This is a genomic window from Kitasatospora sp. NPDC114501, assembly GCF_055633695.1.
In genome coordinates this window covers 174,722-199,180 of record NZ_JBVKDS010000014.1, presented here as the reverse complement: position 1 = coordinate 199,180, position 24,459 = coordinate 174,722, and the positions used below count along the sequence as shown (strand labels likewise).

Here is a 24,459-nt window from a genome sequence, read left to right as displayed (position 1 = left end):
CGTCACCTGCCGGTAAGCGAAAGTGCCGCCGAGGTTACGGCAGATGTCCGGCCGTGCACCCTGCGGCCCGGACGGCGTGAGCGAGGCGTACCGCGCCCGCAACATCGGCGACCCGCTCGCGAAACAGCGGGCGGCGACCTTTCTCGGCATGACGCCGACCAGCTCCAGCGCCACGACGACCGGCCCCGGCGCCGCCGTGGCCGCCACCGACACGCACTGCCCGTACTGCTCGTTGCAGTGCGGGATGCGGCTGGCGCCCGGTGCGGATCCGCGCCAGGGCGCCGTCGTCGAGGTGCTGGAGCGCCCCGACTTCCCGGTGAACCGCGGCGCGCTGTGCGGCAAGGGCCGCTCGGCGCCCGCGCTGCTCGCCCGGGACGTCCGGCTGACCGGCCCGCTGCTGCGCGACCGCCCCGGCGGTCCGCTGCGTTCGGCCGGCTGGCCGGAGGCGCTGGACCGGGTGGCCGCCGGGCTGGCCCGGGTCCGGGCGGAGCACGGGCCGGACGCGGTCGGCGTGTTCGGCGGCGGCGGGCTGACCAACGAGAAGGCGTACCTGCTGGGCAAGTTCGCCCGGGTCGTGCTGGGCACCGCCAACATCGACTACAACGGCCGGTTCTGCATGTCCTCGGCCGCCGCCGCGCACCGCCGGGCCTTCGGCCTGGACCGCGGACTGCCCTTCCCGCTCGCCGACATCCCGCACACCGACTGCCTGATCCTGGTCGGCGGAAACCCGGCCGAGACGATGCCGCCCGCCGTCCGCTACCTCCGCGAACTGCGGGAGAACGGCGGCAGGTTGATCGTGGTCGACCCGCGCCGCACCCGCACGGCCGAACTGGCCGACCTGCACCTCCAGCCCCGCCCCGGCGGGGACCTGGCGCTCGCGCTGGGCCTGCTGCACCTGGTGATCGCCGACGGACTGGTCGACCAGGAGTTCATCGCCGAGCGGACGTCGGGCTTCGCGCGGGCCCGCGAGGCGGCGATGGCCCACTGGCCCGACCGGGTGGAGCGGATCACCGGCGTCCCCGCCCACCGACTGCGGGAGGCCGCAGATCTGTTCGGACGGGCGGCCACCGGCATGGTGCTCACCGCGCGCGGCCCGGAGCAGCAGAGCAAGGGCACCGACACCGTCGGCGCCTGGATCGACCTCTGCCTGGCCACCGGCAAGGCCGGCCGCCCGTACAGCGGCTACGGCTGCCTGACCGGCCAGGGCAACGGCCAGGGCGGGCGCGAGCACGGCCAGAAGGCCGACCAGCTGCCCGGCTACCGCTCGATCGAGGACCCGGCGGCGCGCGAGCACGTCGCCGCCGTCTGGGGCGTGCCCGCCGACAGCATCCCCGGCCCCGGGAAGTCGGCGTACGAGCTGCTGGACGGCCTCGGCCGCCCCGACGGCGTCCGGGCGCTGCTGCTGGCCGGCTCCAACCCGGCGGTGTCCGCGCCGAACGCCGGGCACGTCACCGAGCGGCTGCGTGCGCTGGACCTGCTGGTGGTCGCCGACCTGGTGCTCTCCGAGACGGCCCGGCTCGCGGACGTCGTGCTGCCGGTCACCCAGTGGGCCGAGGAGACCGGCACCACCACCAACCTGGAGGGACGGGTGATCCTGCGCCGCCGCGCCGTCGACCCGCCCGAGGGCGTGCGCAGCGAACTGTGGGTGCTGCGCGAACTGGCCGCCCGGCTCGGGGTGCCGGACGGCTTCCCGGCGGACGGCTTCCCGGTCGAGGCCGAGCGGGCCTTCGAGGAGCTGCGCCGCGCCTCGGCCGGCGGCGACGCCGACTACGCGGGCATCGACTACGCCCGGATCGCCGCCGAGGACGGGGTGTTCTGGCCCTGCCCGACGCCGGACCACCCGGGCACCCCCCGGCTGTTCCTGGACCGCTTCGCCACCCCGGACGGCCGGGCCCGCTTCGCCGCCGTCACCCACCGCCCGGCCGGCGAGGAACCGGACGAGGCGTACCCGCTGTACCTGACCACCGGCCGGGTGCTCGCCCAGTACCAGAGCGGCGCGCAGACCCGCCGGGTCGCCGAGCTGAACTCGGCCGCGCCCGGACCGTTCGTCGAACTGCACCCCAGGCTCGCCGCGCGGCTCGGGATCGCCGACGGCGAGCCGGTGGCCGTCACCAGCCGGCGCGGCCGGGCGGTCGCCCCGGCCCGGGTCACCGAGGCGATCCGGCCGGACACCGTCTTCATGCCCTTCCACTGGGCGGGCGCCGGCCGGGCCAACAGCCTCACCAACCCGGCGCTGGACCCGGTCTCCCGGATGCCGGAGTTCAAGCTCTGCGCCGTCCGCGTGGAGCCGCTCCGGGCTGCTCCGCTCCGGTCGGAGCAGCCCGGAGCGGAGCAGCCCGAAGCGGACGCAGCAGGTTCGGAGCCCGCACGACAGGAGGCCGCCCGATGAGCCCGACGACCCCGATGAGCCCGACGACCCCGAGGACCCCGAGGATCGCCGTGGTCGGCGGCGGCATGGCGGCCGCCCGCTTCGCCGAGCGGTACGGCGCCCTCGGCGGGGCCGGCGAGGTCACGCTGTACGGTGCCGAGCCGCGCGCCCCGTACAACCGGGTGCTGCTCGCCGAGGTGCTGACCGGCCGCTACGACGCCGAGTCGATCGCCCTGCCGCTCGGCCGGGCCTCCGCCCGGCCCGGTTGCGAGGTCGTCGCCCTCGATCCGGCCGCCCGCACCCTGCGGCTGGCCGACGGCACCGTGCAGCCCTGGGACGAACTGGTGCTGGCCACCGGCGCCAACCCGGTGCTGCCGCCCGTCCGCGGGCTGCGCCGCCCCGACGGGTACGGCCTGGTCGAGGGCGTGCACACGCTGCGCACCCTGGAGGACTGCGCCCGGCTGGCCGAGGAGGCCGTGGGCGCCGAGCGGGCGGTGGTGATCGGCGGCGGGGTGCTCGGGGTGAGCGCTGCCCGGGCGCTGGCCGCGCTCGGCGTGCGCACCGAGATCGTCCACCAGGCACCGTATCTGATCGAGCGTCAGCTGGACTCCGAGGCGGCCGCCGTCCTGCGCGAGCGGCTCAGGGCGCTCGGCGTCGACTGCTACACCGGCAACCGGGCCCGGGCCGTGCACGGCGGCGAGCTGGTAGCCGCCGTGGAACTGGCCAACGGCTACCGGCTGGACTGCGACCTGGTGGTCCTCGCCTGCGGCACCCGCCCGCGCACCGCGCTCGCCCACACCGCCGGGCTGCCGGTCAACACCGGCATCCTGGTGGACGACCGGCTGGCCGTCGCCCCGCACGTGTCCGCGATCGGCGACTGCGCCGAGCACCGCGGCACCGTCCACGGCCTGGCCGGCCCCGCCTGGGAACAGGCCGACGTGCTCGCCCGCCGCCTCTCCGGCGCCGATCCCGAAGCCCGCTACCCCGGCACCAGCCCGCGCGCCCGGCTCAGCACCGGCGACCTGGAGTACGCGGCCTTCGGCGCCGTGGACGAGACCCTCGACCCCGGCCTCGACGTGCTGCGGCTCACCGACGCCACCCGCGGCAGCTACAAGAAGCTCGTCCTGCGCGGCGACCGGCTGGTCGGCGCCATCCTGCTCGGCGACCTGGCCGGCGTGGACGTGCTGGCCGGCGCCTTCGCCGACGGCGGCGCGCTCGCCGGCCACCCCCTGCACCTGCTCACCCGAGGAACCGCAATGACTGGAGAAGCGCGATGACCCTTGACGACCGGACTGTCCGCGACCTCGTCCTGGTCGGCCACGGCATGGTCGGCCAGCGCTTCTTGGAGGCCTGGACCGAGCAGCCGGCCGCGCGCGGCTGGCGGGTCACCGTGCTCGCCGAGGAGCCCAGGCCCGCCTACGACCGGGTCCACCTCAGCTCGCTCTTCGACGGCAGCACCGCCGAGGACCTCGCGCTCTGCCCGCCCGGCTTCCTCGCCGAGCACGGCATCGACCTGCGCCTGGGCGACCCGGCCACCGCGATCGACCGGGCCGGGCGGACCGTCACCACCCGGTCCGGTGCCGAAGTCCGCTACGACGTCCTGGTGCTGGCCACCGGCTCGGTGCCGTTCGTACCGCCGGTGCCCGGCACGGACGCCCCCGGCTGCCACGTCTACCGCACCATCGAGGACGTCGACGCCATCCGCGCCGAGGCCGCCTCCGCCGGTATCGGCGTGGTGGTCGGCGGCGGACTGCTCGGCCTGGAGGCGGCCGGCGCCCTGCGGGCCGGGGGCCTGGCCACCCACGTGGTGGAGTTCGCGCCCCGGCTGATGGCCGTCCAGGTCGACGACGGCGGCGGCGCCGCGCTGCGCCGCAAGATCGAGGACCTGGGCGTCACCGTGCACACCGGCGCCGGCGCCGGCGGCGTGCTCACCGGCCCGGACGGCCGGGTCCGCGGCCTCGCCCTGTCCGACGGCCGGGAACTGCCCGCCGACCTGGTGGTCTTCTCCGCCGGGGTGCGCGCCCGCGACCAGCTCGCCCGGGACTGCGGACTGCCGGTCGGCCAGCGCGGCGGCGTCGTGGTGGACGAGCGGTGCCGCACCGAGGACCCGGCGATCCTCGCCATCGGCGAGTGCGCCCAGGCCGTCGACGGCCGGGTCTACGGACTGGTCGCCCCCGGCTACCAGATGGCCGAGACGGCCGCCCGCACCGTGGCCGGCCTGGACGGCGCGGCCTTCACCGGCGCCGACCTGTCCACCAAGCTCAAGCTGCTCGGCGTGGACGTCGCCAGCTTCGGCGACCCGCACGGCACCGCCGAGGGCGCCCTCGACGTGCTCTACAGCGACAGCCGCAGCGGCGTCTACCGCAAGCTCGTCATCGGCACCGACGGCGCGCTGCTGGGCGGCGTCCTGGTCGGCGACACCGAGGGCTACGGCACCCTGCGCCCGCTCGCCGTCGGCGGCAAGCCGCTCACCGTGGCCCCCGAACAGCTCGTCCTGCCCGCCGGGTTCGCCGGGGCCGCCGGGCCGGTCGCGCTGCCCGACGACGCGGTGCTCTGCTCCTGCCACAACGTCACCCAGGGCGCGGTGCGCGCCGCCGTCCGCGACCAGGGCGCCGACAGCGTCGCCGCCGTCAAGAAGTGCACCCGGGCCGGCACCGGCTGCGGCAGCTGCCTCAAGCAGCTCGGCACCGTCGTCACCGAGGAGCTGGAGGCCGCCGGCGTCTCCGCGTTCAAGGGCCTGTGCGAGCACTTCGCCCACTCCCGGGCCGAGTTGTACGAGATCGTCCGGGTGACCGGGGTGACCACCTTCACCGAACTGCGCGACCGGCACGGCAGTGGCGAGGGCTGCGAGATCTGCAAGCCGACCGTCGCCTCCATCCTGGCCAGCCTCGGCAACGGCCACATCCTGGACGGCGAACAGGGCGCGCTCCAGGACTCCAACGACCACTTCCTCGCCAACCTCCAGCGCAACGGCTCGTACTCGGTCGTCCCCCGGGTGCCCGGCGGCGAGATCACCCCCGAGGGCCTGATCACGATCGGCGAGATCGCCCGCGACCACGGCCTGTACACCAAGATCACCGGTGGCCAGCGGATCGACATGTTCGGCGCCACCGTCGACCAACTGCCCGCCATCTGGCACCGGTTGGTCGAAGCCGGGTTCGAGTCCGGGCACGCCTACGGCAAGTCGCTGCGCACCGTGAAGTCCTGCGTCGGCGAGACCTGGTGCCGTTACGGAGTCCAGGACTCCACCGCCCTGGCCATCGAACTGGAGCTGCGCTACCGGGGGTTGCGCTCCCCGCACAAGCTCAAGGCGGCCGTCTCCGGCTGCGCCCGCGAGTGCGCGGAGGCGCAGAGCAAGGACTTCGGCATCATCGCCACCTCGGCCGGCTGGAACCTCTACGTCGGCGGAAACGGCGGCATGACGCCCCGGCACGCCGACCTGCTGGCCGCGGACCTCGACCGCGAGACGCTGATCCGCACCATCGACCGCTACCTGATGTTCTACATCCGCACCGCCGACCGGCTGGAGCGCACCTCGGTCTGGCTGGAGCGGCTGGAGGGCGGCCTGGACCACCTGCGCGCCGTCGTCCTCGACGACTCGCTCGGCATCGCCGCCGAACTGGACGACCTGATGGCCCGTCACATCGGCGGCTACCAGGACGAATGGGCCGCGACCCTGGCCGACCCCGAGCGGCTGCGGCGCTTCGCCTCCTTCGTCAACGCCCCCGGCACCCCCGACCCCGCCGTGACCTTCGTCCCCGAACGCGGCCAGATCCGCCCGGCCCGCCCCGGCGAGGCCGGCCACACCCTCAACGCCCCGGTGCTGGTCGCCGGGGCCCGACTGGAGGTGCTCACCCCGTGACCGTACAGATCCACGACGGCACCAGCTGGCAGACCGTCTGCGACCTCACCGACCTCCAACCCGGCCGCGGCGTCGCCGTACTGCTCCCCGAAGCCGGACAGGTCGCGCTCTTCCGCGACGGCTCCGACGGGCTGTACGCCGTCGACAACCTCGACCCGTTCAGCGGCGCCCCCGTCCTCGCCCGAGGCCTGCTCGGCAGCCGCGGCGACCGGCCGACGCTCATCTCGCCGATGTACAAGCAGGTCTACGACCTCACCGACGGCCGCTGCCTGGACGAGGACACCGCCCCCGACGGCACGCCCGCCGTGCTGCGCCGCTGGCCGGTCCGGGCCCTCACCGGGGAGGCCGCGGCATGACGGCGGTCCTCGACACCAGATCGCCCGCCCCGCTGGCCGGTTGGGACCCGGAGGACGAGGAGTTCTGGGCCCGCGACGGCGCCCGGATCGCCCGGCGGAACCTGGTCTTCTCCGTGCTCTCCGAACACATCGGCTTCTCGGTGTGGAGCCTCTGGTCGGTCCTGGTGCTGTTCCTCGGCCCCGAGTACCACATCGACACCGCGGGCAAGTTCACCCTCACCGCCCTGCCGACCGCCCTCGGCGCGCTGCTGCGGCTGCCGTACACCTTCGCCGTCGCCCGCTTCGGCGGCCGCACCTGGACGGTGATCAGCGCACTGCTGCTGCTCGTGCCCACCGCGCTCGCCGCCCTGGTGCTGGAGCCCGGGGTCCCGTACGGGACGCTGCTGGCCGTCGCCTGCGTGGCCGGCGTCGGCGGCGGCAACTTCGCCTCCTCGATGGCCAACATCAACGCCTTCTACCCGCACCGGCTCAAGGGCTGGGCACTCGGCGTCAACGCGGGCGGCGGCAACCTGGGCGTGCCCGCCGTGCAGCTGCTCGGGCTGCTGGTGCTGGCCACCGCCGGCGCCGCCCACCCCCGGCTGCTGCCGCTGATCTACCTGCCGCTGATCCTGTTGGCGGCGGCGGGGGCGTGGTGGCGGATGGACAACCTGCCCATGTCGCAAGGTGGTTCGGGCCGTTCGAGCGGTTCGAGTGGTTCGCGCGGTTCGGGGGAGGGGCGGGCGCTGCGCGAGGTCGCCCGCGACCCGTACGGCTGGGCCGTCTCCACCCTCTACATCGGCACCTTCGGCTCCTTCATCGGCTTCGGCTTCGCCTTCGGGCAGGTGCTCCAGGTGCAGTTCCACGAGCGCTTCGACACCCCGGCCAAGGCCGCCGCGCTCACCTTCCTCGGTCCGCTGCTCGGCTCGCTGCTGCGGCCGGTCGGCGGACGCCTCGCCGACCGGTACGGCGGCGCGCGGGTGACCCTGGGCACCTTCGCCGCCATGGGCGCCGGCACGGCGGTGGTGCTCGCCGCCTCCCGGGCGGGCTCGCTGCCGCTGTTCCTCGGCGGGTTCGTCGCCCTGTTCGTGCTCAGCGGCATCGGCAACGGCTCGACGTACAAGATGATCCCGGCGCACTACCAGGCCGTGGCCCGCTCGGCGGTCGCCGCCGGGGCCGACCCGGCGGCCGCCGAGGCCGACTCCCGGCGCCGGTCCGCGGCGCTGATCGGGCTCGCGGGCGCGGTCGGGGCGTTCGGCGGGGTGCTGGTGAACCTGGCGTTCCGGCAGTCCTTCCTGGCCGGCGGCAACGGGGACGCGGCGTACACCGGGTTCCTGCTGGCGTACGCGGGCTGCTCGGCGCTGACCTGGGCGGTCTGGCTCCGGCGGCGGTGACGGCGCCGGTGGGGGCGGTGGTGGGGGCGGTGTCCGCGCCTCCGCCCTCACCACCGCCGGCGCCTTGCTGAGCCGCGATTGCCCTACGCTCGTCCCCTGCACGAGGGAAGGGCGCGGGGGATGGCCGACAAGACGACGAACACGGTGAACGGCACGGTGACCGGGCCGGTCGTGCAGGCCGGGAGCATCGGGGCCGTCTACCTGGACGGGAGCCGGCCCCCGGCGGTGCCGGAAGGGGCCGACGACTGGGTGCGGGCCGCTGCGGAGTCCCGGGTGTGGAGGCACGTCCGGGAGGACCGGGACGTCGAGCCGTACCGGGGCGTCGTGCTCACGGCCGTCGGCGAGCTGGCCGCCCTGCGGGACTCGGTCGACCTGGCGGACGATCCCTGGCAGGACCCGGGCATCGCGGAGCGCTTCGCCTCACGAGTCGACTGGCTGCTCGGCGACGACCGGCTGGACCTCTACCCGGCCGAGGCCGCGCTGCTGGCCGTGGTGCCGTTCCTCTACCGGGTCCGCTCGCTGCGGTTGGCGGCGGCGCGGGTCTCCGTCCGTCCGACCGACCTCGCACCCTCGTCCGAGCCAGACACCGAGCGTTCGTCGTACGAGCAGTTCATAGAGTCCTACGACCTACTGGTGGGCCGCACCCGGACCCGCCCGGACTCCACCGCCCCGCTCGGCTGGTGGCTCTACCACCGCTGGCTCGACCAGCACGCGGACCTCGCCGACCCCGACGGCGTGCGGGAGATCCTCGACCGGCTGCCCGCGCTGTTCGAACTCGGCGAGACCTTCACCGTCAAGCGGGTCTGCGCCCTGCTACACGGCCTGCGCCGCGGCCCCGACGTCGGGAACCGCGACTACCTGGCCAGCCTCAGCGCCGACGACCACCTGCGGGCCCCGGGCGAACAGCACGTCCGGGAACCACGGTTGGCGCTCCTGCTGGCGCTGGCGTACGGGACGGCCGTCGAGATGACCTCGCTGCCCGAGATCGTGGCCGAACACCTCGGCATCCCCGACGAGGTCGGCCTCGCCGACCTGCGCCGCACACTCGAACTCGCCGTCTGGGGCGGCTCCTATGACCTGCCGGTGCTGCGCGCCGAGTGTCATCACGAGGCAGTGGTGGAAGGCCTGCGAGAGTACACCGCCCGGGCCGACGAACTCCTCCACGCCGTCCGCCGCGTCCTCACCTTGCATCCCCTGCCAACCCGCCTCACCTCGGACGAGGCCCTCCCGGCTGCGGGCGCCTTCACCGGCTGGGCGAGCTTTCGCATGGACGAACGCCGGGTACGCAGCCTGCTGATGGGCGTCGAGCTGTACCGCGACCGAGATCTGGCGGTGCGCGAGCTCTACCAGAACGCCCTGGACGCGTGCCGGTACCGCCGCGCCCGCACGGAGTACCTGGACCGCACGAACCCGATCGCCACCTTCACCTACGAAGGCCGGATCGAGTTTCGCCAGGGCCTGGACGAGGACGGCCGCGCCTACCTGGAGTGTCAGGACAGCGGCGTCGGCATGGGCGAAGAGGAGCTGAGGGGCGTCTTCTCCAACGCCGGCGCCCGCTTCGCCGAACAACTCGACTTCAAGCTCGAACGTGCTGAGTGGCGCAAGGTCGACCCACCCGTCGAGTTGTACCCCAACAGCCGCTTCGGCATCGGTGTGTTGAGCTACTTCATGCTCTCCGACGAGATCCGGGTGACCACCTGCCGCATGCACGCCGACGGCAGCCTCGGCCCGCAGTTGGAGGTCTCCATCTACGGTCCGAGTCACCTCTTCCGGATCGCCGAACGGAATAACTGCGGCCGTCAGCCCGGTACGACCGTGCGGCTGTACCTGCGGGACGACATCGAGATGGCGGACTCGTGGTCGTGCGTGGATGTCCTCGAACGCCTCCTGGCGGTGGCGGAATTCAGCACAGTGGCGGTGCACGCCGACCGTCAGGCCAGCTGGGAGCCAGGAGCCCTGAAGACGAGGGAGGCGCCAAAGGGCGAGACTTTCGGCTTCAATGCCTGGGGCCGGACTACCAGTTGGGCGGCTGCCCCGGACAGCGCGCAGGTGACGTGGTGCGAGCACGGCGGAGCCCTACTGGTGGACGGTCTGGTGGTCGAGCCGGAGGTCGTGCGGGGCGTGGTCTCGCCGGGCGGGTTGTCCGGAGCCGTGGTGAACCTCTCCGGAAGGCTGTCGCCGACGAAGCTGTCAGTCGATCGTCGCCGCGTCATCAGCGACGTGTCGGAGGCGGTCAGGAGACTGTTGGAGGCGGCAGTGGGCGAGTTCGTGAGCCGCGACTCGGCCGTGCTGAGTATGGAGTGGATCCACCGGGTGACGGAGGGGAACTATGACCTCGCCGATCTGGTGGCCGGCGAAGCCATTCGCCAGGGCAGCCGGTTCGAATTCCTCGGCGTCACGTACGACACTCGCCGCACCGGCTTCCTCCTGGCGGATGGCGAAATCCTCAAGTGGTTCGAGAACCATGATGAATTCGTGAGCGGGAAGGTCGTCGGGAACCCGCCGGACCATATCCTGCTCTGGCGGATGCTGGCCCACGGGTTGGAACGATCGTTTCCGGAACTCGCGCTCGTCTGCCAGGAGTTGATCGACCCTGTGCAGGTGCGCCCAGCGATTCCCTCGGATATCGCAGTGCTGGCGCCGAGTGACAGGCCAGGTGCCAGGTCATGGGCCCCGGGGTACTTCTACGACCGGTGGACCTCGGACGTCGCGCGAGAACTCGGCGTCAGCTCCGAGATCGCTGTCGCCCGCGCTACCGAACTCGGTGCGGTCCCTCGTATGGATTTCACGTTCTCGCCGGTCTGTGTCGACTCACCGGTGACCGTCAATGACGTGCTGGTTCTGGCTGATCGGAATGGAATCCCGGCAGCGGCTGCGGCAGACCTCTGGGTCGAGCAGGGGCGGCCGGCCCCTCGGGAAGTCGTTGATCTCGCCATCGCTGTCGACACCGATCCGGTTTTCCTCTGGAAGCGGTCCGGGAAGGGGACTTTCTGGAGCGGAGCGCAGCCCGGAGGCGAGGTCGCTCCGGGGCTTGTGGCCAGGAGCAGTCAAGTGCTCGGAATTTCGGTCGACCAGGTCTGTGCGGCCATGACGCGGCACGGTCTCGCTGCGGATCCGACGGGCCTGCCGCCCTTCCCGTCCGATACGACTGTGGCGCTGTTGAGTTGGGGTCTCAATGGATCCGCCCCATGGTTGAGGAGGGCGGACGTGGTCCCGGCGGGGCACCTCTTGCAGGCGGCGCGGGACCTGGGGATCGCGGTCGAACGGGCCGTGGAGGTGCTCGGAGGCGCGGGATTCCGTCTGGCGCGTGTTCCAGGGGATGCCTGTGCGGAAGACCTGGAGTTGTTCTGCGAGGGTAGGCTGCGATGGCACGACGTGGCCAGGCTGACCTACCGGAGGCTCTTCGAGCTACAGGAGTTGAGGAAATCCTCGCTGCGTGAGGTGATCGAGCGGTACGGCGCCTATGGCTTCGAGATCCCGATCGTTCTGCCGGAGACGCTCACCCGGTTGGACCGTGAGCTTTTCTCGCCCGATGGCGCGATGGACTGGGACGACCTGCTGGTGGCTGACCCCGTGCCGTTCGCCCGCTTGATCATGGCGGCTCATACGCTCAAGCGGCATCCCGCAGAGCTGGCTCGACATCTGAGGACACGCGGGATCCTGCCGTCCTGTGACGATCTGCCCACCGAACTCTCAACGGACCAGGCTGTCGACCTCCTCAGCCGGGGCAGCTCTCGGTCGATCCGGCTGTTGTGGATCGGGGACCTCGACCTTGCTGACCTGCTGAAGGTGGCGCTGCGGACGGGGCATCCGATGGCGCAGATCGCCGGATGGCTCCGTGCGTGGGGCATCAAGGTCCCTGACGTGGCTCAGCTGATCCGCGACGCCCTCGCCCGGGTCCCGCTGGCCGACGCCGACCCCTCCTGACCGCCGCGGGCGCCGCGCCCGGTCCGCGGGGCTGATCACGCCCGGTCGAGGCCCGCCGAGCGGGCGGCGTCGACCAGGAGGTGGGCGGCGTCCAGGGGGATGGCCAGTCGGCGGGCGATCCAGGGGGCCGGGCGGCCGGCCCGGGCGAGCATCCAGGCGGAGTAGAGGTGGCCGAGCTGGGGTGCGTCCTCGGCGAGCAGCAGCGGGCGGACGGCCTCCATCGGGAAGCCTTCGAGGGCGCGGGCGCTGTACTCGCGGCCGTTGGGGCCGGGCGGGGGCAGCGGGAGCGGGCGGCGGAGGTCGAGCCAGCGGCTGAGCAGCACCGCGCCGACCACCAGCAGGCCGGTGCCGGAGGCGCCGATCAGGATGCCGCCGATGACGGGGCGGTCGTCCTCCTCGGCCATGCCGAGGGCGATCTCCTCCAGGACGAGCAGGCCGAGCGCGGTGAGCAGCACCGCGGCCTCGGCGGGGCGCGGGTGGGTCCGGGACGTCGTCATGCGGAACCTCTTCCTCGGCGGGGCGGCCGGGGGCTTCGGGCGGGCGCGGCGATTCACCTTCCGTACAACGGCGGTGGGCGGCCCGGGGCACGCGTCACGGCTCAGGCGGTGAAATCGCGGATCGGAATTGACGAAGCGTCAAGAAGGCGAAGGGTGTTGCCGGTTGGCCGTCCGGCCGAGGTTCGGGCCGCGCCTCCTTCCGGTCGGTCGCGCCTGGGCGGTGCGTTCGTCGACGGGGCGGGAGTCCGGTGGTGGCCGGCTTCCGGGCTTCGGGTCAGCATAGCCCGGGCAGGCCAACTTCGACAGGCTTGTCGAAGTTGCGGAACCCGGGCTAGCGGTGGCGTATGACGCGGGCCCGGGCCGAGCGGCGACGAACGCCGGGAGCCCCTGGCGGATCACCAAGGGCTCCCGGCGTTGAGCGGGTGGAGCGTGTTGAACCTGTACGAAGCCTCCTCAGCGGGCCAGCAGGGGCAGCGGCGCGCCGGTGCGGGCGGGGAGTTCGAGACGGGCGAGCAGTGCCGAGGGCGAGACCTCGACCACCCGGCAGCCGGCCCGGTGACGGCAGTGGCGGGCCACCGAGCCGTGCCGCAGGCGGTCCAGGCGGCGGCGGGTGGCGGCGCCGAGGACGAGCAGGTCCTGCGGGCCGGTGACGGCGCCGACCAGGGCGGGGCCGGGCTCGGCGTTGACCACCAGCGGGTGGATGACCAGGCCGGACGGGTAGCCGCCGTAGGCCTGCTCGAAGGCGACGTCGAGGCGTCGGCGGGCGGCGTGCTCCGGGTCGGAGGACGGGCGCAGGCCTTCCCGCTCGTTCGCGGCCCAGGCGGCGACGGGCACCAGCACCGCCAGGTGTCGGGCCGCCTCGCCGACGGCGTGGTAGAGGGCGGCCAGGCTGCTCAGTGATCCGCTCAGGCCGACGATCACTCGGGTGGTCCCGGTCATGGCCTTCCGCCTCCGTCTCTCCGGCGGAACTCCCGCAGAACTCTCCGTCGGGCTCCGCCGGTTCGGCACTCCTTGCTTCGGATGACTCCAGTGAACCCCGGAACGGAGCCCTCCGAACCGCCGCTGACACCACCATGACGCCGGTCGTACCCGTCTTGACGACCCTCTGACAGGGCCCCGCCGCGGAGCTCTCAGCCCGGCTCGGGCGTGAACCGGACCAGCAGGTCGATCGTCTTGATGCCGAGGAACGGCAGCACCAGCCCGCCCGGTCCGGAGAACTCGGCCACGTCGTCGGTGATCGAGGACGTGGTCAACGCTTCGCGGGTGATGAGGAGTTGATTGCTCACCTGGCTGGTGTCGATCAGCTCCGCCGGGTTGGAGTCGAGGTCGACATGGTGTCGGCCTCCTCGTCGGCGACAGCACGGTCAGCCAGAGCCGGAAGGAGATCACCCAGGCGAAGACGCTCGGGTGGAGCGTGCGGACGGCGGCGGGCAGCGCCTCGGCCGGCCGGCGGCGGATGCGGTGGGGCTGCGGGGACGGTGGACAGCCCACCACCGGAGGACCGGGGGACATGCCCGCCTTGACGACGCCTCGGCGGTGGAACGGCCGTCCTCGACGCCCTTCTGCCAGCGCTCCGGCCGAGGTGTCAGGGAGGCGTCAAGGACGGCCGCAGGACCGTACGCCATGCGTCAAGGACGGGTGCGATCGGTCGGCGGAGGGTCTCCACTGGAGGGGTCCGGCCGTACGGGCCGCCGCTCGAAGGGACCTGCCATGACCACTGTCACCGCCGTCACCGCCGTCGCCCTCGCCGACGTCGACGAGCCGCCGGAGCGGCCGGAACCGGCCCCGGCGGCCGACCGGGGCCGTACCCGCCCGGCGCACTGCCGGTTCGCGATGCACTACGAGGACTGACCCGGCCCACGCGGACGACCGACACCGCCAACCCCGCGCCGATCCACAGGAGCAGCCGCCATGACCAAGCTCATCGCCCCTCCCGTCCCGCCAATCCCACCCGTCCTGCCAGTCCCACCCGACCCCACCACGACCGCCGAACCGCTCGGCGGCCCCTGGCCGGCCTCGGCGCGGCCCGGCCGGGGAGCCGACCTGCTGGTCGGCGGGGTGGGGCTGGCCGAGGCCGCCGAGCGGTTCGGCACCCCGCTGTACGTGCTGGACGAGGCCGAGGTCCGCGGGCGGGCCCGGGCCTACCGGCGGGCGCTGCCGCACGCCGAGGTGCTGTACGCGGCCAAGGCCTTCCTCTGCGGCGCGATGGCCGACTGGGTGGAACAGGAGGGCCTGGGGCTGGACGTCTGCTCCGCGGGCGAGCTGTGGCTGGCGGTCTCGGCGGGCTTCCCGGCGCAGCGGATCCTGCTGCACGGCAACGCCAAGTCCCCGGAGGAACTGCGGCTGGCGCGGCGGCTGCGGGTCGGGCGGGTCGTCATCGACGGCCCGGCGGAGATCGCGCGGCTGGCCGCGCTGGTGGCAGCCGACACGCCGCAGAAGGTGCTGGTCCGGGTGGTGCCGGGGATCGCCGCCGGGCACCACGCGGCGGTGCGGACGGGCGTCGGCGGGCAGAAGTTCGGCTTCCCGATCGAGGGCGGCGACGCGGCGGACGCCATCGCCCGGGTGCTCGACCAGCCGGGGCTGGAACTCGCGGGTCTGCACTGCCACCTGGGCTCCCAGATCACCTCGGCCGAGCCCTATCTGCGCGCGCTGGACGCGCTGGTGCGGCTGCTCGCCGAGGTGCGGGAGCGGCACGGCGTGGAGCTGCCGGAGCTGGACCTCGGCGGCGGCCACGGCATCCGCTACCTGCCCGGGGACACCGAGTTGGACCTCGCCGAGTTCGCGGTACAGGTGACCGACCGGTTGGCGGTGCGCTGCGCCGAGGCCGGGCTGGTGGTGCCCCGGCTGATCGTCGAACCCGGCCGCGCGATCGCCGGGCCGGCCGCGGTGGCGGTCTACCGGGTGCTCTCCGTCAAGCACACCGCCGACGGCCGCTGCTTCGTCGCGGTGGACGGCGGCATGAGCGACAACCCGCGCCCGGCCCTGTACGGATCGCCGTACGCGGTACGGCTGGTGGGCCGCCACTCGGAGGCGGGCGAGACGCGGACGGACGTGGTCGGCCGCCACTGCGAGGCCGGCGACGTGCTGGTGCGCGACGCCGCCCTGCCCGCCGACCTGCGCCCCGGAGACCTGCTGGCGATGCCGTCGGCCGGCGCGTACCAGCTGTCGATGGCCTCCGGCTACAACCTGGTCGGCCGCCCGGCCGTGGTCGCGGTGAAGGACGGCCGCGCCCGCCTGCTGATCCGGCGGGAGACGGTGGAGGACTTCCGCCTCCGCGAGGTCGGCCGCTGAGGGAGGAGCAACGCGGCGCGAGAAGTCGACCCGGCCGACTTCTCGCGCAGGTCCTGGCAAAGAAGCAGGTGAGAGGATGCGGAACCCTCCGGTGGGATCGTGCGCCGGGCCACCTCCGGCCCGCGTGGCTCGACGCGTTCGCCGCCTGGTACCGCGCGGAGGCCGACCTGCGGGGCCGTGACGACGAGCTCGGCCGGCTGCACGTCGTGGCGCACGACGCGGACCTGCTCGGAACCGGCGGCCTGCGGCCCGACGGCGACCCCGACCCGCTGCTCGCGCTCGCCGCCGAGCGGCTGCCCGTACCCACCGACCACCTGTTCGCCGAGCGGGAGGACGACCGGCTCGCCAAGGCCGTCGCCCTCGTCATCACCTGCCCCGACCTGACGCCGGAGCGGTCCACCGCCTGGTTGTCGACCATCGGCACCGCCCTCGCCCCGTTCGCGCGCGGGCCGATGCCGGCCTGGGCGTCGAACACCGTCCGGACCCTGCGCGCCCTGTACCTGCTCGCGGACCTCGGCGTCGCCGCCGAGCGCGGCGGGCACCCCGTCCCGCTCGCCCACGGCGAGGCGGTCAAGGCGGGCCTGGCCGAGGTGCTGCGCCCGGTGTTGCCGTAGGACTGGGAGAGCAACCGGCGTGAGAAGTCGGCCCGGCCGACTTCTCACGCGGGCGTGTTCCGGGCGCCGGGGCAGGATCAGGACGCCGAGGACCCGAACCTGGTCACCACCGGATCGAGCGGGGTGTGGTAGCCGGTCGAGAAGCGAGTCGTCGACGTCGAGGTGCCGCCGCAGAGCGTCCGCGCGTCGGTGCCCCCGGCGATGATGACGCCGACCGGAGCCATGGCGTCGCCCTGCGGGTCGGCCACGGCCGGGCCGTCGCCGTCGCCCCGGGCGACGGCGACGCCTCCGCCGCGGGACCGCACCTCGGTCGTGTCGGTCCGGCCTGTGGACGAGTGGACGCCGACGCGCGTCACCTCCGGCTCGCAGCGGAACCCGGACGTGGCGCCGCTGAAGCAGGCGGACCGGCCCGGGTCCGGGCGGGCCGGGCCGTACAGCGGCCGGGAGTCTCCGCTGTTCCAGGCGCCGCTGTGGAAGCGCGGTGCGGTGTTCTGGTCGGTGGTGATGACGGCGACGTCGAGGCCGTCGTCATGGGCGGTGACCTCGCCGACGACGTGCTGCCCGTTGTTGACGTTTCCGCTGGTCCGGCAGTGGGCGGCGGTGAGCAGGACGCGCTTGTCGTTCACCCGGCCGGGGATGCCGGCGGAGCAGCGGCGGTTGCCGCCGACGGCGAGGTCGGCTCCGGCGTGCAGCATCTGCTCGTGGGTGCGGGTGCGCCAGAAGTCGGCCCGGCCGACTTCTCACGCGGGTGTGCTCCGGGTTCGGTGGTCTACGAAGGCGCGCGGCGGCCCCAGCAGGAGACCATCATCCAGGCGGTGTCGGTGAAGGCCGGGTCGTCCAGGTGGGCGACCGCCGCCGTGATCTGCTCGGCCGTCATCAGCCCGGTGGCGATGAGCCCGGGGGTGGCCTGGGCGAAGCACCGCCGCCAGAAGGCGTCCTCCCTCTCGTCCGTTCCGCACACGGCGACGCGGATGGTCATGCCGACGTCGGTGAGGCCGGCGCGGGCCATGGCGGCCGGGATGCGGCGGGCCCAGGAGTGGTCGGTCCCGTGGGCGCGGGTCAGCAACTCCTGGCAGGCCGCCAGCAGTTCGGCGAACCGCGGATACGGGGAGGCCGCGGCCGGGAGGTACGTGGGGTCCTCGACGACGATCCATCCGCCGGGCCTTAGCCAGCCGGCCATCCGGTCGAGGGCGAGTTCCGGGTCGGGGAGGTGGCCGAGCAGGGCCCGGGCGTGCACCAGGTCCTGGGAGCCCGCCGGGAAGTCGTCCCGGGTCACGTCGTGCCGCGCGATCGCCAGGTTGGGCGGTGCGGGCGACGCTTCGAGCACCGCGGTGTCGAGATCGGTGGCCGTCACCCGGCCGTCGGGGCAGCGGGCGGCGAGCCAGCGGGCGATGGATCCGTGGCCGGCCCCCGCCTCGACGCAGTGCCAGTCCGCGGCGACGCCGAGCCGTTCGAAGACGGCGACGGTGACCGGATCGTTGAGCTCCTCCAGCAGACGCAGGCGTTCGCGTTCGCCCCGTGTGCCGTGGCCGAGGACACCGTCCTGGTAGACCGGGGTGCTCATCGTTCTCCGTTCGGGTGCCGGGCCGCGACGGGGGTGGCGTGCGGCTGCTCGCCGGGGTCGGTCATCGGGCTGTTCCACTCGCGCATCAGCGCGACCAGCCGGCCGCAGTAGCTGCGCTCCGCCTTCAGGTAGCGGCTGCCACCCGCGCCGAACGACCAGGCGACGGCGTTCATCTCCTCCTCGTCGTGCGAGGGGGCGCCCCGGAAGAAGGCGGCCAGCCGCGCGTTGACGTGTGGGAACCGCCCGGCGGGCAGTCGGAGGGCGTAGACGCCGACGCGCTCGATCTCGCCGGTGGCGATGTGCAGCGTCACCGAGAAGGTGTGCCCGTCCGGGGCCGTGAAGGCGGCCATGTCCCGGAAGGTCGCCCCGTCCGGCACCCCGCCCCCGGCGAGGGAGAGCAGTCGGTCCACCCCCGTGGGACTGAGCCCTTCCCGGGTGCGGAAGTACAGGTTCGCCGTGTCGTGCTGGTAGTCCACGGCGACGTGCCGCACCGAGGTCAGGCCCAGCTCGCGGAAGCGGTCGTGGTGGCGGCGGATCGTGTCCGGGACACCGGGGGCGTCGAGGACCTCCGCCACGGGCCGCATCCCGCCCAGGTACACCCACGTCTTGACCAGGCCCCGGACCGCGTCGAAGTCGCACAGCTCCGTCGAGCCGTCGTACAGCGAACTCCACGTGGAGATCAGACCGGCGGTCCGGCGGTGGGGGCCGAGCAGTCCGGCTCGCACCGCGATGTCCACGGAGTCGATGGGGACGCGGTCGTAGAAGCGGTAGTTCAGCGCGCCGCCCGGCTTGTCGTTGGTGCGCCACAGGACGGCGCCCCGGTGGAAGCTCTCCTCGTACGCGTCCAGGACGCGGCGGGTCGTCGGTGGGGAGTGCTCGACGCCGAGCAGGTCCGCGGTGGCCTCGACGTCCCTGAGGAACCGAGACGTCGAGAAGTCGACAGCAGAGGCCATCGGAAGGGTCCCCCTTCGGTTGCGCAGGGGCTCAGCCCCAGTCCCTCAGTGATCAAACCACTGTGAAGATCGTTTCGCCAGAGGGGGAGGAGTGCTGGCACAGCTTCCGGGTGACCGGATGAGACCACTTCTGTCGATCCGTCAGTCATGACTCCTGGGGTAGTCGATGCGAACCCGTCCGTTTGTGGCGGACCGCTGTTAGGCTGCGCGACTGAATACGAACTCTCCACGATGTAAAAGGACTTGGAAGAGAGGGTGAAGGCCCGCACCTTCACCGCCGCCGCCGACCCCCGAGGAGCCACGTGAGACCCGAAGACGTCCCCCTGCTGTTCCAGGAGCTGGCCCGCGAGTACGCGGACGTGACCGACATGTCGGTGGCCGCGACCGGGTCGTTGGCCCGGGGCGACCACCGCACCGGGCCCGGCGGCGACATCGTCTCCAACCTCGACCTGATCCACGTCGTGGACGGCGGTGCCGACCTGCCGGAGGTCCGCGCCGTGGTGGGGCGGAGGATGCAGCGGATCTCGGACACCTTCCGGATCGAGACGACGTCCGTCATCGCCATGCTTCCGGCCTTCCGGATGGCCGGTCACGCCCACTACCGGATCAGCATGCGCCCCGAGTGGTTCTGCGACGGACTCGGGCTCGGGCCCGAGGCCTTCGACCACCCCGGCCGCGCCGAGGACGACCAGCGCGCCGCGTTGTCCTGGATGATGCAGCCCGTCCCCTACTACCTGGCCAAGGCGACTGTCCTCGACCCGACGACCAACCTGGCCAAGGCCCGCAGGGCCGCGACGCGGCTGGCCGACCGGTTCGACCTGGAGGAGGTGCGCGACAACCTCGACAACCTTCCGCGGGCCCTGCGCACCGTGATCTCCGAACGCGGCGTGACCCCGCTGGAATCGACCGCCCGCTACCTCGACGCCCCCACCCATCCCGACGTCGCGCGGCGCGTCCGCGACGCGGTCTTCGTCGAGAGCATGGGTCTGCCGTCCGCCGACTCGATGCTCGTCCTGCTGCCGTCCGCCCCGAACTGACCACGACCGGAGAGCACTTCATGTCCACTCGGCAGCACGTGGAGATCCTTCCCCCGCACCCGTTGCGGGCCGGCTACGACAGGTCCCTGGAGCGCGGGTCGATCGCCGACGACTTCCAACGGCGCCTGGAGCCGGCCCACTTCAACCCGGGCTACCTCGGGGCTCTGACCGAGCGGGTCGAACAGGCCCTGAGCCGGCACCCGGCGGACGAGACCATGCGGTGGCGCCTGGCGTTCCTGCTGCTCCAGAACAACGCCACCGCGGCCGCCGTCGAGCGGGCCGCGGAACTGCTCACCGGCACCACCCTGCCGCAGGGCCGGCGGCTGGCCGGGCTGGTGGCCGGGATCCGTGGCCGGGCCGGGCAGTCGCGCGCCGGCCGTCGCGTCCGGCGGGTCAACTGGTCGATCAACAACCGTTGCCCGATGTCCTGCCAGGGCTGCTACAACCCGTTCGCCGCGGAGCAGATCGACCTCGCGCAGGCGTACCGGATCACCGACAAGCTGGCCGCGCACGGGACCAGCGACCTGGTCCTGGCCGGCGGCGACCCGTTGCTGTGGCCGCCGGTCTTCGACGTGGTCGACCACGCCGTCGCCAGTGGCCTCAAGGTCGGCCTCGACACCACCGGCTACACGCTCACCGCCGAGAAGCTCGCCCGGCTGCGGGGGCTGTCCTCGCTGCGGCTGCCGCTGGACGCCGTCACCGCGGACGTGCAGCGCGCCTTCCGCCGCAGCCCGGACGGCAACCTGCTCCAGGCGCTGCTGGACTCCCTCGCCCTGTGCGACGCCGAGGGCTTCGACCGGGTGCGGGTGCACACCGTGGCGAGCGCCGAGAACCTCCACCAACTGCCGCTGCTCGCGGACGAGGTCATGTCCCATCCGTCGGTCGCCCAGTGGGTGATCTTCCAGTGGTGGGGCCGGCGGGCGTCACCGGCCACGGTCCGCAGGCTCGGGGTGGCGGTGGAGGACGTCCGCGAGGTGGTGGAGGGGATCCGGCGGGACCACCCCGGCCGGGAGATCCACCTCGCGGAGAGCAGCGAGCGGGAGCTGCTGAACTGGATGATCCAGTCGAGCGGGCAGGTCGTCACCTTCGGTTCGGGCGCCGAGGAGGAGTTCATCCTGGGCAACCTGCTGACCGACGAGGTCGAGGAGATCCTGACCCACCCGATCCTGGACTTCGAGGCCATGTCCCGGGGGATCCCGGTCACCCCGGGGACGGTGTTCGGCCCCGCGGACGCCGGACGGGGCTGACGGGGCGCCGGGCGGAGCCGCCGTCGCACCGGGCGGGGCTGACGCCCCCCCCGCGGGTCCGTTCGACTGATAACGGAACGGTTGCGGAGCCCGCCCTTCCCGTGTCCGGGGCTTGACGGCGCGGGGAGGGCGGGCGTTTGCTGTGTCCGCTCGTTGGAAGCTGTTCGGTTCTGGTTTGTTTTGTGTGTTTGAACGTTCAAACCCGGCCGATTCACCGCCCCACCCGTCTCTCCCCGCTGGCCATCCCCCTCCGCACCACAGCCTTCCGGCGCCACCCCACCGAGAGGAATGCAATGTCACACCTTTCCCGTCGCGACCTTCTCCGCGCATCCGGAGCCGGCCTGCTGGCCGTCGCCGCCGGAGGCACCCTCGCGGCCTGCGGCGGCTCCGGCTCGGCGGGCGCCTCCGGCGGGGACGCCGACACCGGCACGATCACCGTCTGGTCCTGGGCCACCGCCGCCGACGCCCTGCGCGGGATCGTCCCGGCCTTCGAGAAGGACAACCCGGGGATCAAGGTCGACGTCCAGGACATCGGCGAGCCCGCCATCTGGGACAAGATCACGGTCGGCATGGCGGCCGGCGGCCAGGGACTGGGCGACGTCCTGCACATCGGCTGCGACTACCTGCCCGGATACCTGGAGAAGTTCCCCGGCGGCCTGGCCGACCTCTCCGCGCTCGGTGCCGACGCGCACAAGGACAGGTTCGCCAAGGGCCTGTGGCCGGTCGTCTCCGGCAAGGACGGCCACGCCTACGCGCTGCCCTGGGAGGTCAACCCGCTCGGCTTCTTCTACCGCAAGGACTACTTCGACAAGGCCGGCATCGACCCCGAGACCCTCGCCACCTGGGACGACCTGCTCGCCGTCGCCGACCGCTTCAAGGCCGCCAACCCCGGCATCGCCCTGATCGGCCTCAACCGGGCCGCCAACCCCACCCCCGACCTGGACTTCCTCCAGTCCCTGATGCAGCTCCAGGGCGCCTTCTACTTCGACCTCCAGGGCAGGATCACCGTCGGCTCGGAGCCGGCCGTACGCGCCCTGACCATCGTCAAGCGGCTGGACGAGGCCGGGCTGATCGGCGACACCCCCGGCGTCCAGAGCTGGCCGCCCGTGATGAAGGCCGGCAAGCTCGCCGTCGCCGCGATGCCCGCCTGGGTCGCCCACTACCTGGAGAAGAAGTTCCCCGACCAGAGCGGCGACTGGCGCCTCACCAAGCCCCCGGCGGTCACCCCCGGCGGCCGGCGCACCGCCCTGGTCAACTCCACCCACCTGGCCGTCGCCGCCTCCAGCCCGCGCCGGCGCGCCGCCTGGAAGTTCGTCGAGTACGCCGTCACCCGTCCCGCCTCGGTGAACGCCATGTTCGAGGCGGGCGGCGTCTTCCCGGCCCTCACCGAGGCCTACACCGACCCGCTGTACGCCGCGCCGAGCGCCTACTACGGCGGCCAGCCGGTGCTGCGGACCTTCGCCGACCTCGCCACCGAGGGCGGCGACCCCACCAACTACTCCGGCGACTACGCCCGCGCCCTCAAGCTGGTCAGCGACGCCCAGGTCAAGGTCCTCCTCAGGGGCGCCGACCCGGCCGCCGTGCTCCAGGACGCCGCCAAGCAGCTCGCCCAGCAGACGGGGCGCGGTATCGCATGAGTGCCGCCAGCCCGCCCGCCACCGCCCTCGCGGGGAAGGCCGGAACGGCCCGCCGGCGTCGCGCCGCCGTGCCGTACCTGCTCCTCGCCCCCGCCCTGCTCACCTTCGGCGTGTTCAAGGCCTACCCGGTCGTCGACTCGCTGCTGCTCTCCTTCACCACCGGCTCCGGGTCCGCCACCCGCGACGCCGGCCTCGCCAACTACCGGCGGCTGCTGGACGATCCGCTGTTCTGGACGGCCCTGCGCAACACCGGCGAGATCCTCGTCGTCCAGGTCCCGCTGATGCTGGGACTGGCCCTGCTGATGGCCGTCGGCATCAACTCCGCGCTGGTGCGCTGGCGCACGGTGTGGCGGCTCGGCGTCTTCATGCCCTCGGTCACCGGCCTGGTCGCCACCGGCGTGATGTTCGCCTACCTGCTCAAGGCCGACGACGGTGCGGTCAACTGGGTGCTGAACGCCGTCGGGCTGCCCTCCGTCGACTGGCTGGGCCAGCCCGTCTGGGCCCGGATGGCCGTCGTGGTGGTGCTCACCTGGCACTACACCGGCTACAACGCCGTCATCTACCTCGCCGGACTCCAGTCCATCCCCAGGGAGTTGTACGAGGCCGCGATGGTCGACGGCGCCGGCCCGATCCGCCGGTTCACCTCGATCACCGTCCCCGCGCTGCGCCCGGTGCTGCTGTTCACCGTCGTGCTCTCGACCATCGGCACGCTCCAGCTCTTCGACGAGCCGTACGTGCTGACCGGCGGCGGGCCGGACAACGCCACCCTGACCGTCTCCATGTACCTGTACCAGAACGGCTTCCGGTACTTCGACTTCGGCTACGCCTCCGCCATCGCCTACGCGCTCACCCTGCTGGTGTCGGTGCTCGGCGCCGCCCAGATGCGCCTGATGGGGGAGAAGGACAAGTGAACCTCAAGAAACTGCGCGGTTGGCCGCTGACCTTCTTCCTCGCCGCCGTCACCGGGCTGTCCGTCGCCCCCTTCTACTGGCTGGTGGTCTCCGCCACCCGCAGGGACACCGAGGTCTTCGACTGGCCGCCCAAGCTGCTGCCCGGCGGGAGCCTCGGCGAGAACCTGAGCCACCTGGAACAGAAGATCGGCCTGCTCCGGGTGGTCGGGAACTCGCTGCTGGTGGCGGGAGTCCAGACCCTGGGCGCCCTCGTCGTGGCGCTGCTCGCGGGCTACGCCTTCGCCAAGTTCCGCTTCCGCGGCCGCACCCTGCTGTTCGCCCTGCTGCTCTCCACCCTCGTGGTGCCCGAACAGGTCACGCTGGTACCGCTGTTCACGATGATGACGGACTTCGGCCTGCTGGACACCTACCAGGCGCTGATCCTGCCCGGCCTGTGCGTGCCCTTCGCCGTCTTCCTGATGCGGCAGTCGCTGAGCAGCCTGCCGGACGAACTCCTGGACGCCGCCCGGGTCGACGGCGCGGGCGAACTCCGGGTGCTGTTCAGCGTGGTGGTGCCGGTCATGCGGCCGGTGCTGGCGGCGCTGTCGATCTTCCTCTTCCTGGGTTCCTGGAACCAGTTCGTCTGGCCGTTGATCGCCCTGCGCAGCCCCGAGATGCACACCTTGCCGGTCGCCCTGGCGACGCTGCACGGCAACAAGTCCAACACCGACTACGGCGCGATCCTCTCCGGCACCGCGCTGTCCACCCTGCCGATGATGGTCCTCTTCCTGGTCCTCCAGCGGCAGTTCATCTCCGGCCTGCTGGCCGGCGCCACGAAGGGATGAC

The 24,459-nt window shown here is 73.0% G+C and carries 20 protein-coding genes; 14 read left to right on the top strand and 6 right to left on the bottom strand.

Annotation, left to right across the window (positions count from 1 at the left end):
- The first annotated feature begins 148 nt into the window (after positions 1-148).
- From ACZ7RU_RS25875 to ACZ7RU_RS25850, 6 genes are all read left to right on the top strand, one after another.
- Positions 149-2,389 (top strand): molybdopterin oxidoreductase family protein, encoded by a 2,241-nt coding sequence (locus ACZ7RU_RS25875; protein WP_470343422.1) that lies wholly within the window; start codon positions 149-151, stop codon positions 2,387-2,389.
- A complete protein-coding gene (locus tag ACZ7RU_RS25870; RefSeq protein WP_470343348.1) occupies positions 2,386-3,645 on the top strand; it encodes an NAD(P)/FAD-dependent oxidoreductase in 1,260 nt (419 codons plus the stop codon). The genes ACZ7RU_RS25875 and ACZ7RU_RS25870 overlap by 4 nt, the downstream gene beginning before the upstream one ends.
- Positions 3,642-6,230: a nitrite reductase large subunit NirB gene (nirB, locus tag ACZ7RU_RS25865; RefSeq protein ID WP_470343347.1), complete on the top strand. Its 2,589-nt coding sequence runs from the start codon at positions 3,642-3,644 to the stop codon at positions 6,228-6,230. Before ACZ7RU_RS25870 ends, nirB begins: the two co-directional genes overlap by 4 nt.
- Positions 6,227-6,586, top strand: a complete 360-nt coding sequence (gene nirD, locus ACZ7RU_RS25860) for a nitrite reductase small subunit NirD (RefSeq protein ID WP_470343346.1) — start codon at positions 6,227-6,229, stop codon at positions 6,584-6,586. Before nirB ends, nirD begins: the two co-directional genes overlap by 4 nt.
- A complete protein-coding gene (locus ACZ7RU_RS25855; RefSeq protein ID WP_470343345.1) occupies positions 6,583-7,956 on the top strand; it encodes a nitrate/nitrite transporter in 1,374 nt (457 codons plus the stop codon). Before nirD ends, ACZ7RU_RS25855 begins: the two co-directional genes overlap by 4 nt.
- Before the next feature lie 120 nt (positions 7,957-8,076).
- Complete coding sequence (locus tag ACZ7RU_RS25850) at positions 8,077-11,883, top strand: HD domain-containing protein (protein ID WP_470343344.1); 3,807 nt, start codon at positions 8,077-8,079, stop codon at positions 11,881-11,883.
- Between the two features lie 35 nt (positions 11,884-11,918).
- Here ACZ7RU_RS25850 and ACZ7RU_RS25845 read toward each other — a convergent pair whose 3' ends face one another.
- The 3 genes from ACZ7RU_RS25845 to ACZ7RU_RS25835 all read right to left on the bottom strand — a co-directional run bounded on the left by ACZ7RU_RS25845 (position 11,919) and on the right by ACZ7RU_RS25835 (position 13,666).
- Entirely contained in the window at positions 11,919-12,380 is a 462-nt protein-coding gene (locus ACZ7RU_RS25845) for a hypothetical protein (RefSeq protein WP_470343343.1), read from the bottom strand.
- Positions 12,381-12,833: 453 nt separating this feature from the next.
- Positions 12,834-13,319, bottom strand: a complete 486-nt coding sequence (locus ACZ7RU_RS25840) for a universal stress protein (protein ID WP_470343342.1) — start codon at positions 13,317-13,319, stop codon at positions 12,834-12,836.
- A 191-nt stretch (positions 13,320-13,510) separates the two neighbouring features.
- A complete protein-coding gene (locus ACZ7RU_RS25835; RefSeq protein WP_470343341.1) occupies positions 13,511-13,666 on the bottom strand; it encodes a hypothetical protein in 156 nt (51 codons plus the stop codon).
- Positions 13,667-14,090: 424 nt separating this feature from the next.
- Here ACZ7RU_RS25835 and ACZ7RU_RS25830 point away from each other — a divergent pair, with 424 nt between their 5' ends.
- The 3 genes from ACZ7RU_RS25830 (at position 14,091) to ACZ7RU_RS25820 (ending at position 16,285) form a co-directional block, all read left to right on the top strand.
- Positions 14,091-14,231 (top strand): hypothetical protein, encoded by a 141-nt coding sequence (locus ACZ7RU_RS25830; protein ID WP_470343340.1) that lies wholly within the window; start codon positions 14,091-14,093, stop codon positions 14,229-14,231.
- A gap of 60 nt (positions 14,232-14,291) precedes the next feature.
- Entirely contained in the window at positions 14,292-15,671 is a 1,380-nt protein-coding gene (gene lysA, locus ACZ7RU_RS25825) for a diaminopimelate decarboxylase (RefSeq protein ID WP_470343339.1), read from the top strand.
- 68 nt (positions 15,672-15,739) lie between these two features.
- Positions 15,740-16,285 (top strand): DUF2785 domain-containing protein, encoded by a 546-nt coding sequence (locus tag ACZ7RU_RS25820; protein WP_470343338.1) that lies wholly within the window; start codon positions 15,740-15,742, stop codon positions 16,283-16,285.
- A gap of 77 nt (positions 16,286-16,362) precedes the next feature.
- Here the strand turns inward: ACZ7RU_RS25820 and ACZ7RU_RS25815 are convergent, their stop codons facing one another.
- The 3 genes from ACZ7RU_RS25815 to ACZ7RU_RS25805 form a co-directional block, all read right to left on the bottom strand.
- A complete protein-coding gene (locus ACZ7RU_RS25815) occupies positions 16,363-16,980 on the bottom strand; it encodes a chymotrypsin family serine protease (protein ID WP_470343337.1) in 618 nt (205 codons plus the stop codon).
- Between the two features lie 74 nt (positions 16,981-17,054).
- Positions 17,055-17,849, bottom strand: coding sequence for a class I SAM-dependent methyltransferase (locus ACZ7RU_RS25810; protein WP_470343336.1), 795 nt, complete (start codon positions 17,847-17,849; stop codon positions 17,055-17,057).
- Positions 17,846-18,802, bottom strand: coding sequence for an aromatic prenyltransferase (locus ACZ7RU_RS25805; RefSeq protein WP_470343335.1), 957 nt, complete (start codon positions 18,800-18,802; stop codon positions 17,846-17,848). Before ACZ7RU_RS25805 ends, ACZ7RU_RS25810 begins: the two co-directional genes overlap by 4 nt.
- 302 nt (positions 18,803-19,104) lie before the next feature.
- Between ACZ7RU_RS25805 and ACZ7RU_RS25800 the strand changes: the two genes are divergently transcribed.
- The 5 genes from ACZ7RU_RS25800 (at position 19,105) to ACZ7RU_RS25780 (ending at position 24,458) form a co-directional block, all read left to right on the top strand.
- Positions 19,105-19,839, top strand: a complete 735-nt coding sequence (locus ACZ7RU_RS25800; RefSeq protein WP_470343334.1) for a hypothetical protein — start codon at positions 19,105-19,107, stop codon at positions 19,837-19,839.
- Between the two features lie 20 nt (positions 19,840-19,859).
- Positions 19,860-21,086 (top strand): radical SAM protein, encoded by a 1,227-nt coding sequence (locus tag ACZ7RU_RS25795; RefSeq protein ID WP_470343333.1) that lies wholly within the window; start codon positions 19,860-19,862, stop codon positions 21,084-21,086.
- A 293-nt stretch (positions 21,087-21,379) separates the two neighbouring features.
- Positions 21,380-22,723, top strand: a complete 1,344-nt coding sequence (locus ACZ7RU_RS25790) for an ABC transporter substrate-binding protein (RefSeq protein WP_470343332.1) — start codon at positions 21,380-21,382, stop codon at positions 22,721-22,723.
- A complete protein-coding gene (locus ACZ7RU_RS25785; RefSeq protein ID WP_470343331.1) occupies positions 22,720-23,634 on the top strand; it encodes a carbohydrate ABC transporter permease in 915 nt (304 codons plus the stop codon). Before ACZ7RU_RS25790 ends, ACZ7RU_RS25785 begins: the two co-directional genes overlap by 4 nt.
- Positions 23,631-24,458 carry a carbohydrate ABC transporter permease gene (locus ACZ7RU_RS25780; protein WP_470343330.1) on the top strand — a complete coding sequence of 276 codons (828 nt, stop codon included), beginning with the start codon at positions 23,631-23,633 and terminating at the stop codon, positions 24,456-24,458. The genes ACZ7RU_RS25785 and ACZ7RU_RS25780 overlap by 4 nt, the downstream gene beginning before the upstream one ends.
- Position 24,459 lies beyond the last annotated feature (1 nt).

Excerpts from the sequence above, each read along its gene's own strand:
- ACZ7RU_RS25785 (WP_470343331.1), top strand. The coding sequence starts at position 22,720 with ATGAGTGCCGCCAGCCCGCCCGCCACCGCCCTCGCGGGGAAGGCCGGA.
- lysA (WP_470343339.1), top strand. The coding sequence starts at position 14,292 with ATGACCAAGCTCATCGCCCCTCCCGTCCCGCCAATCCCACCCGTCCTG.
- ACZ7RU_RS25850 (WP_470343344.1), top strand. The coding sequence starts at position 8,077 with ATGGCCGACAAGACGACGAACACGGTGAACGGCACGGTGACCGGGCCG.
- nirB (WP_470343347.1), top strand. The coding sequence starts at position 3,642 with ATGACCCTTGACGACCGGACTGTCCGCGACCTCGTCCTGGTCGGCCAC.
- ACZ7RU_RS25840 (WP_470343342.1), bottom strand. The coding sequence starts at position 13,319 with ATGACCGGGACCACCCGAGTGATCGTCGGCCTGAGCGGATCACTGAGC.
- ACZ7RU_RS25810 (WP_470343336.1), bottom strand. The coding sequence starts at position 17,849 with ATGAGCACCCCGGTCTACCAGGACGGTGTCCTCGGCCACGGCACACGG.
- ACZ7RU_RS25870 (WP_470343348.1), top strand. The coding sequence starts at position 2,386 with ATGAGCCCGACGACCCCGATGAGCCCGACGACCCCGAGGACCCCGAGG.
- ACZ7RU_RS25845 (WP_470343343.1), bottom strand. The coding sequence starts at position 12,380 with ATGACGACGTCCCGGACCCACCCGCGCCCCGCCGAGGCCGCGGTGCTG.
- ACZ7RU_RS25875 (WP_470343422.1), top strand. The coding sequence starts at position 149 with ATGACGCCGACCAGCTCCAGCGCCACGACGACCGGCCCCGGCGCCGCC.
- ACZ7RU_RS25815 (WP_470343337.1), bottom strand. The coding sequence starts at position 16,980 with ATGCTGCACGCCGGAGCCGACCTCGCCGTCGGCGGCAACCGCCGCTGC.
- ACZ7RU_RS25790 (WP_470343332.1), top strand. The coding sequence starts at position 21,380 with ATGTCACACCTTTCCCGTCGCGACCTTCTCCGCGCATCCGGAGCCGGC.
- ACZ7RU_RS25855 (WP_470343345.1), top strand. The coding sequence starts at position 6,583 with ATGACGGCGGTCCTCGACACCAGATCGCCCGCCCCGCTGGCCGGTTGG.
- ACZ7RU_RS25805 (WP_470343335.1), bottom strand. The coding sequence starts at position 18,802 with ATGGCCTCTGCTGTCGACTTCTCGACGTCTCGGTTCCTCAGGGACGTC.
- ACZ7RU_RS25795 (WP_470343333.1), top strand. The coding sequence starts at position 19,860 with ATGTCCACTCGGCAGCACGTGGAGATCCTTCCCCCGCACCCGTTGCGG.
- ACZ7RU_RS25830 (WP_470343340.1), top strand. The coding sequence starts at position 14,091 with ATGACCACTGTCACCGCCGTCACCGCCGTCGCCCTCGCCGACGTCGAC.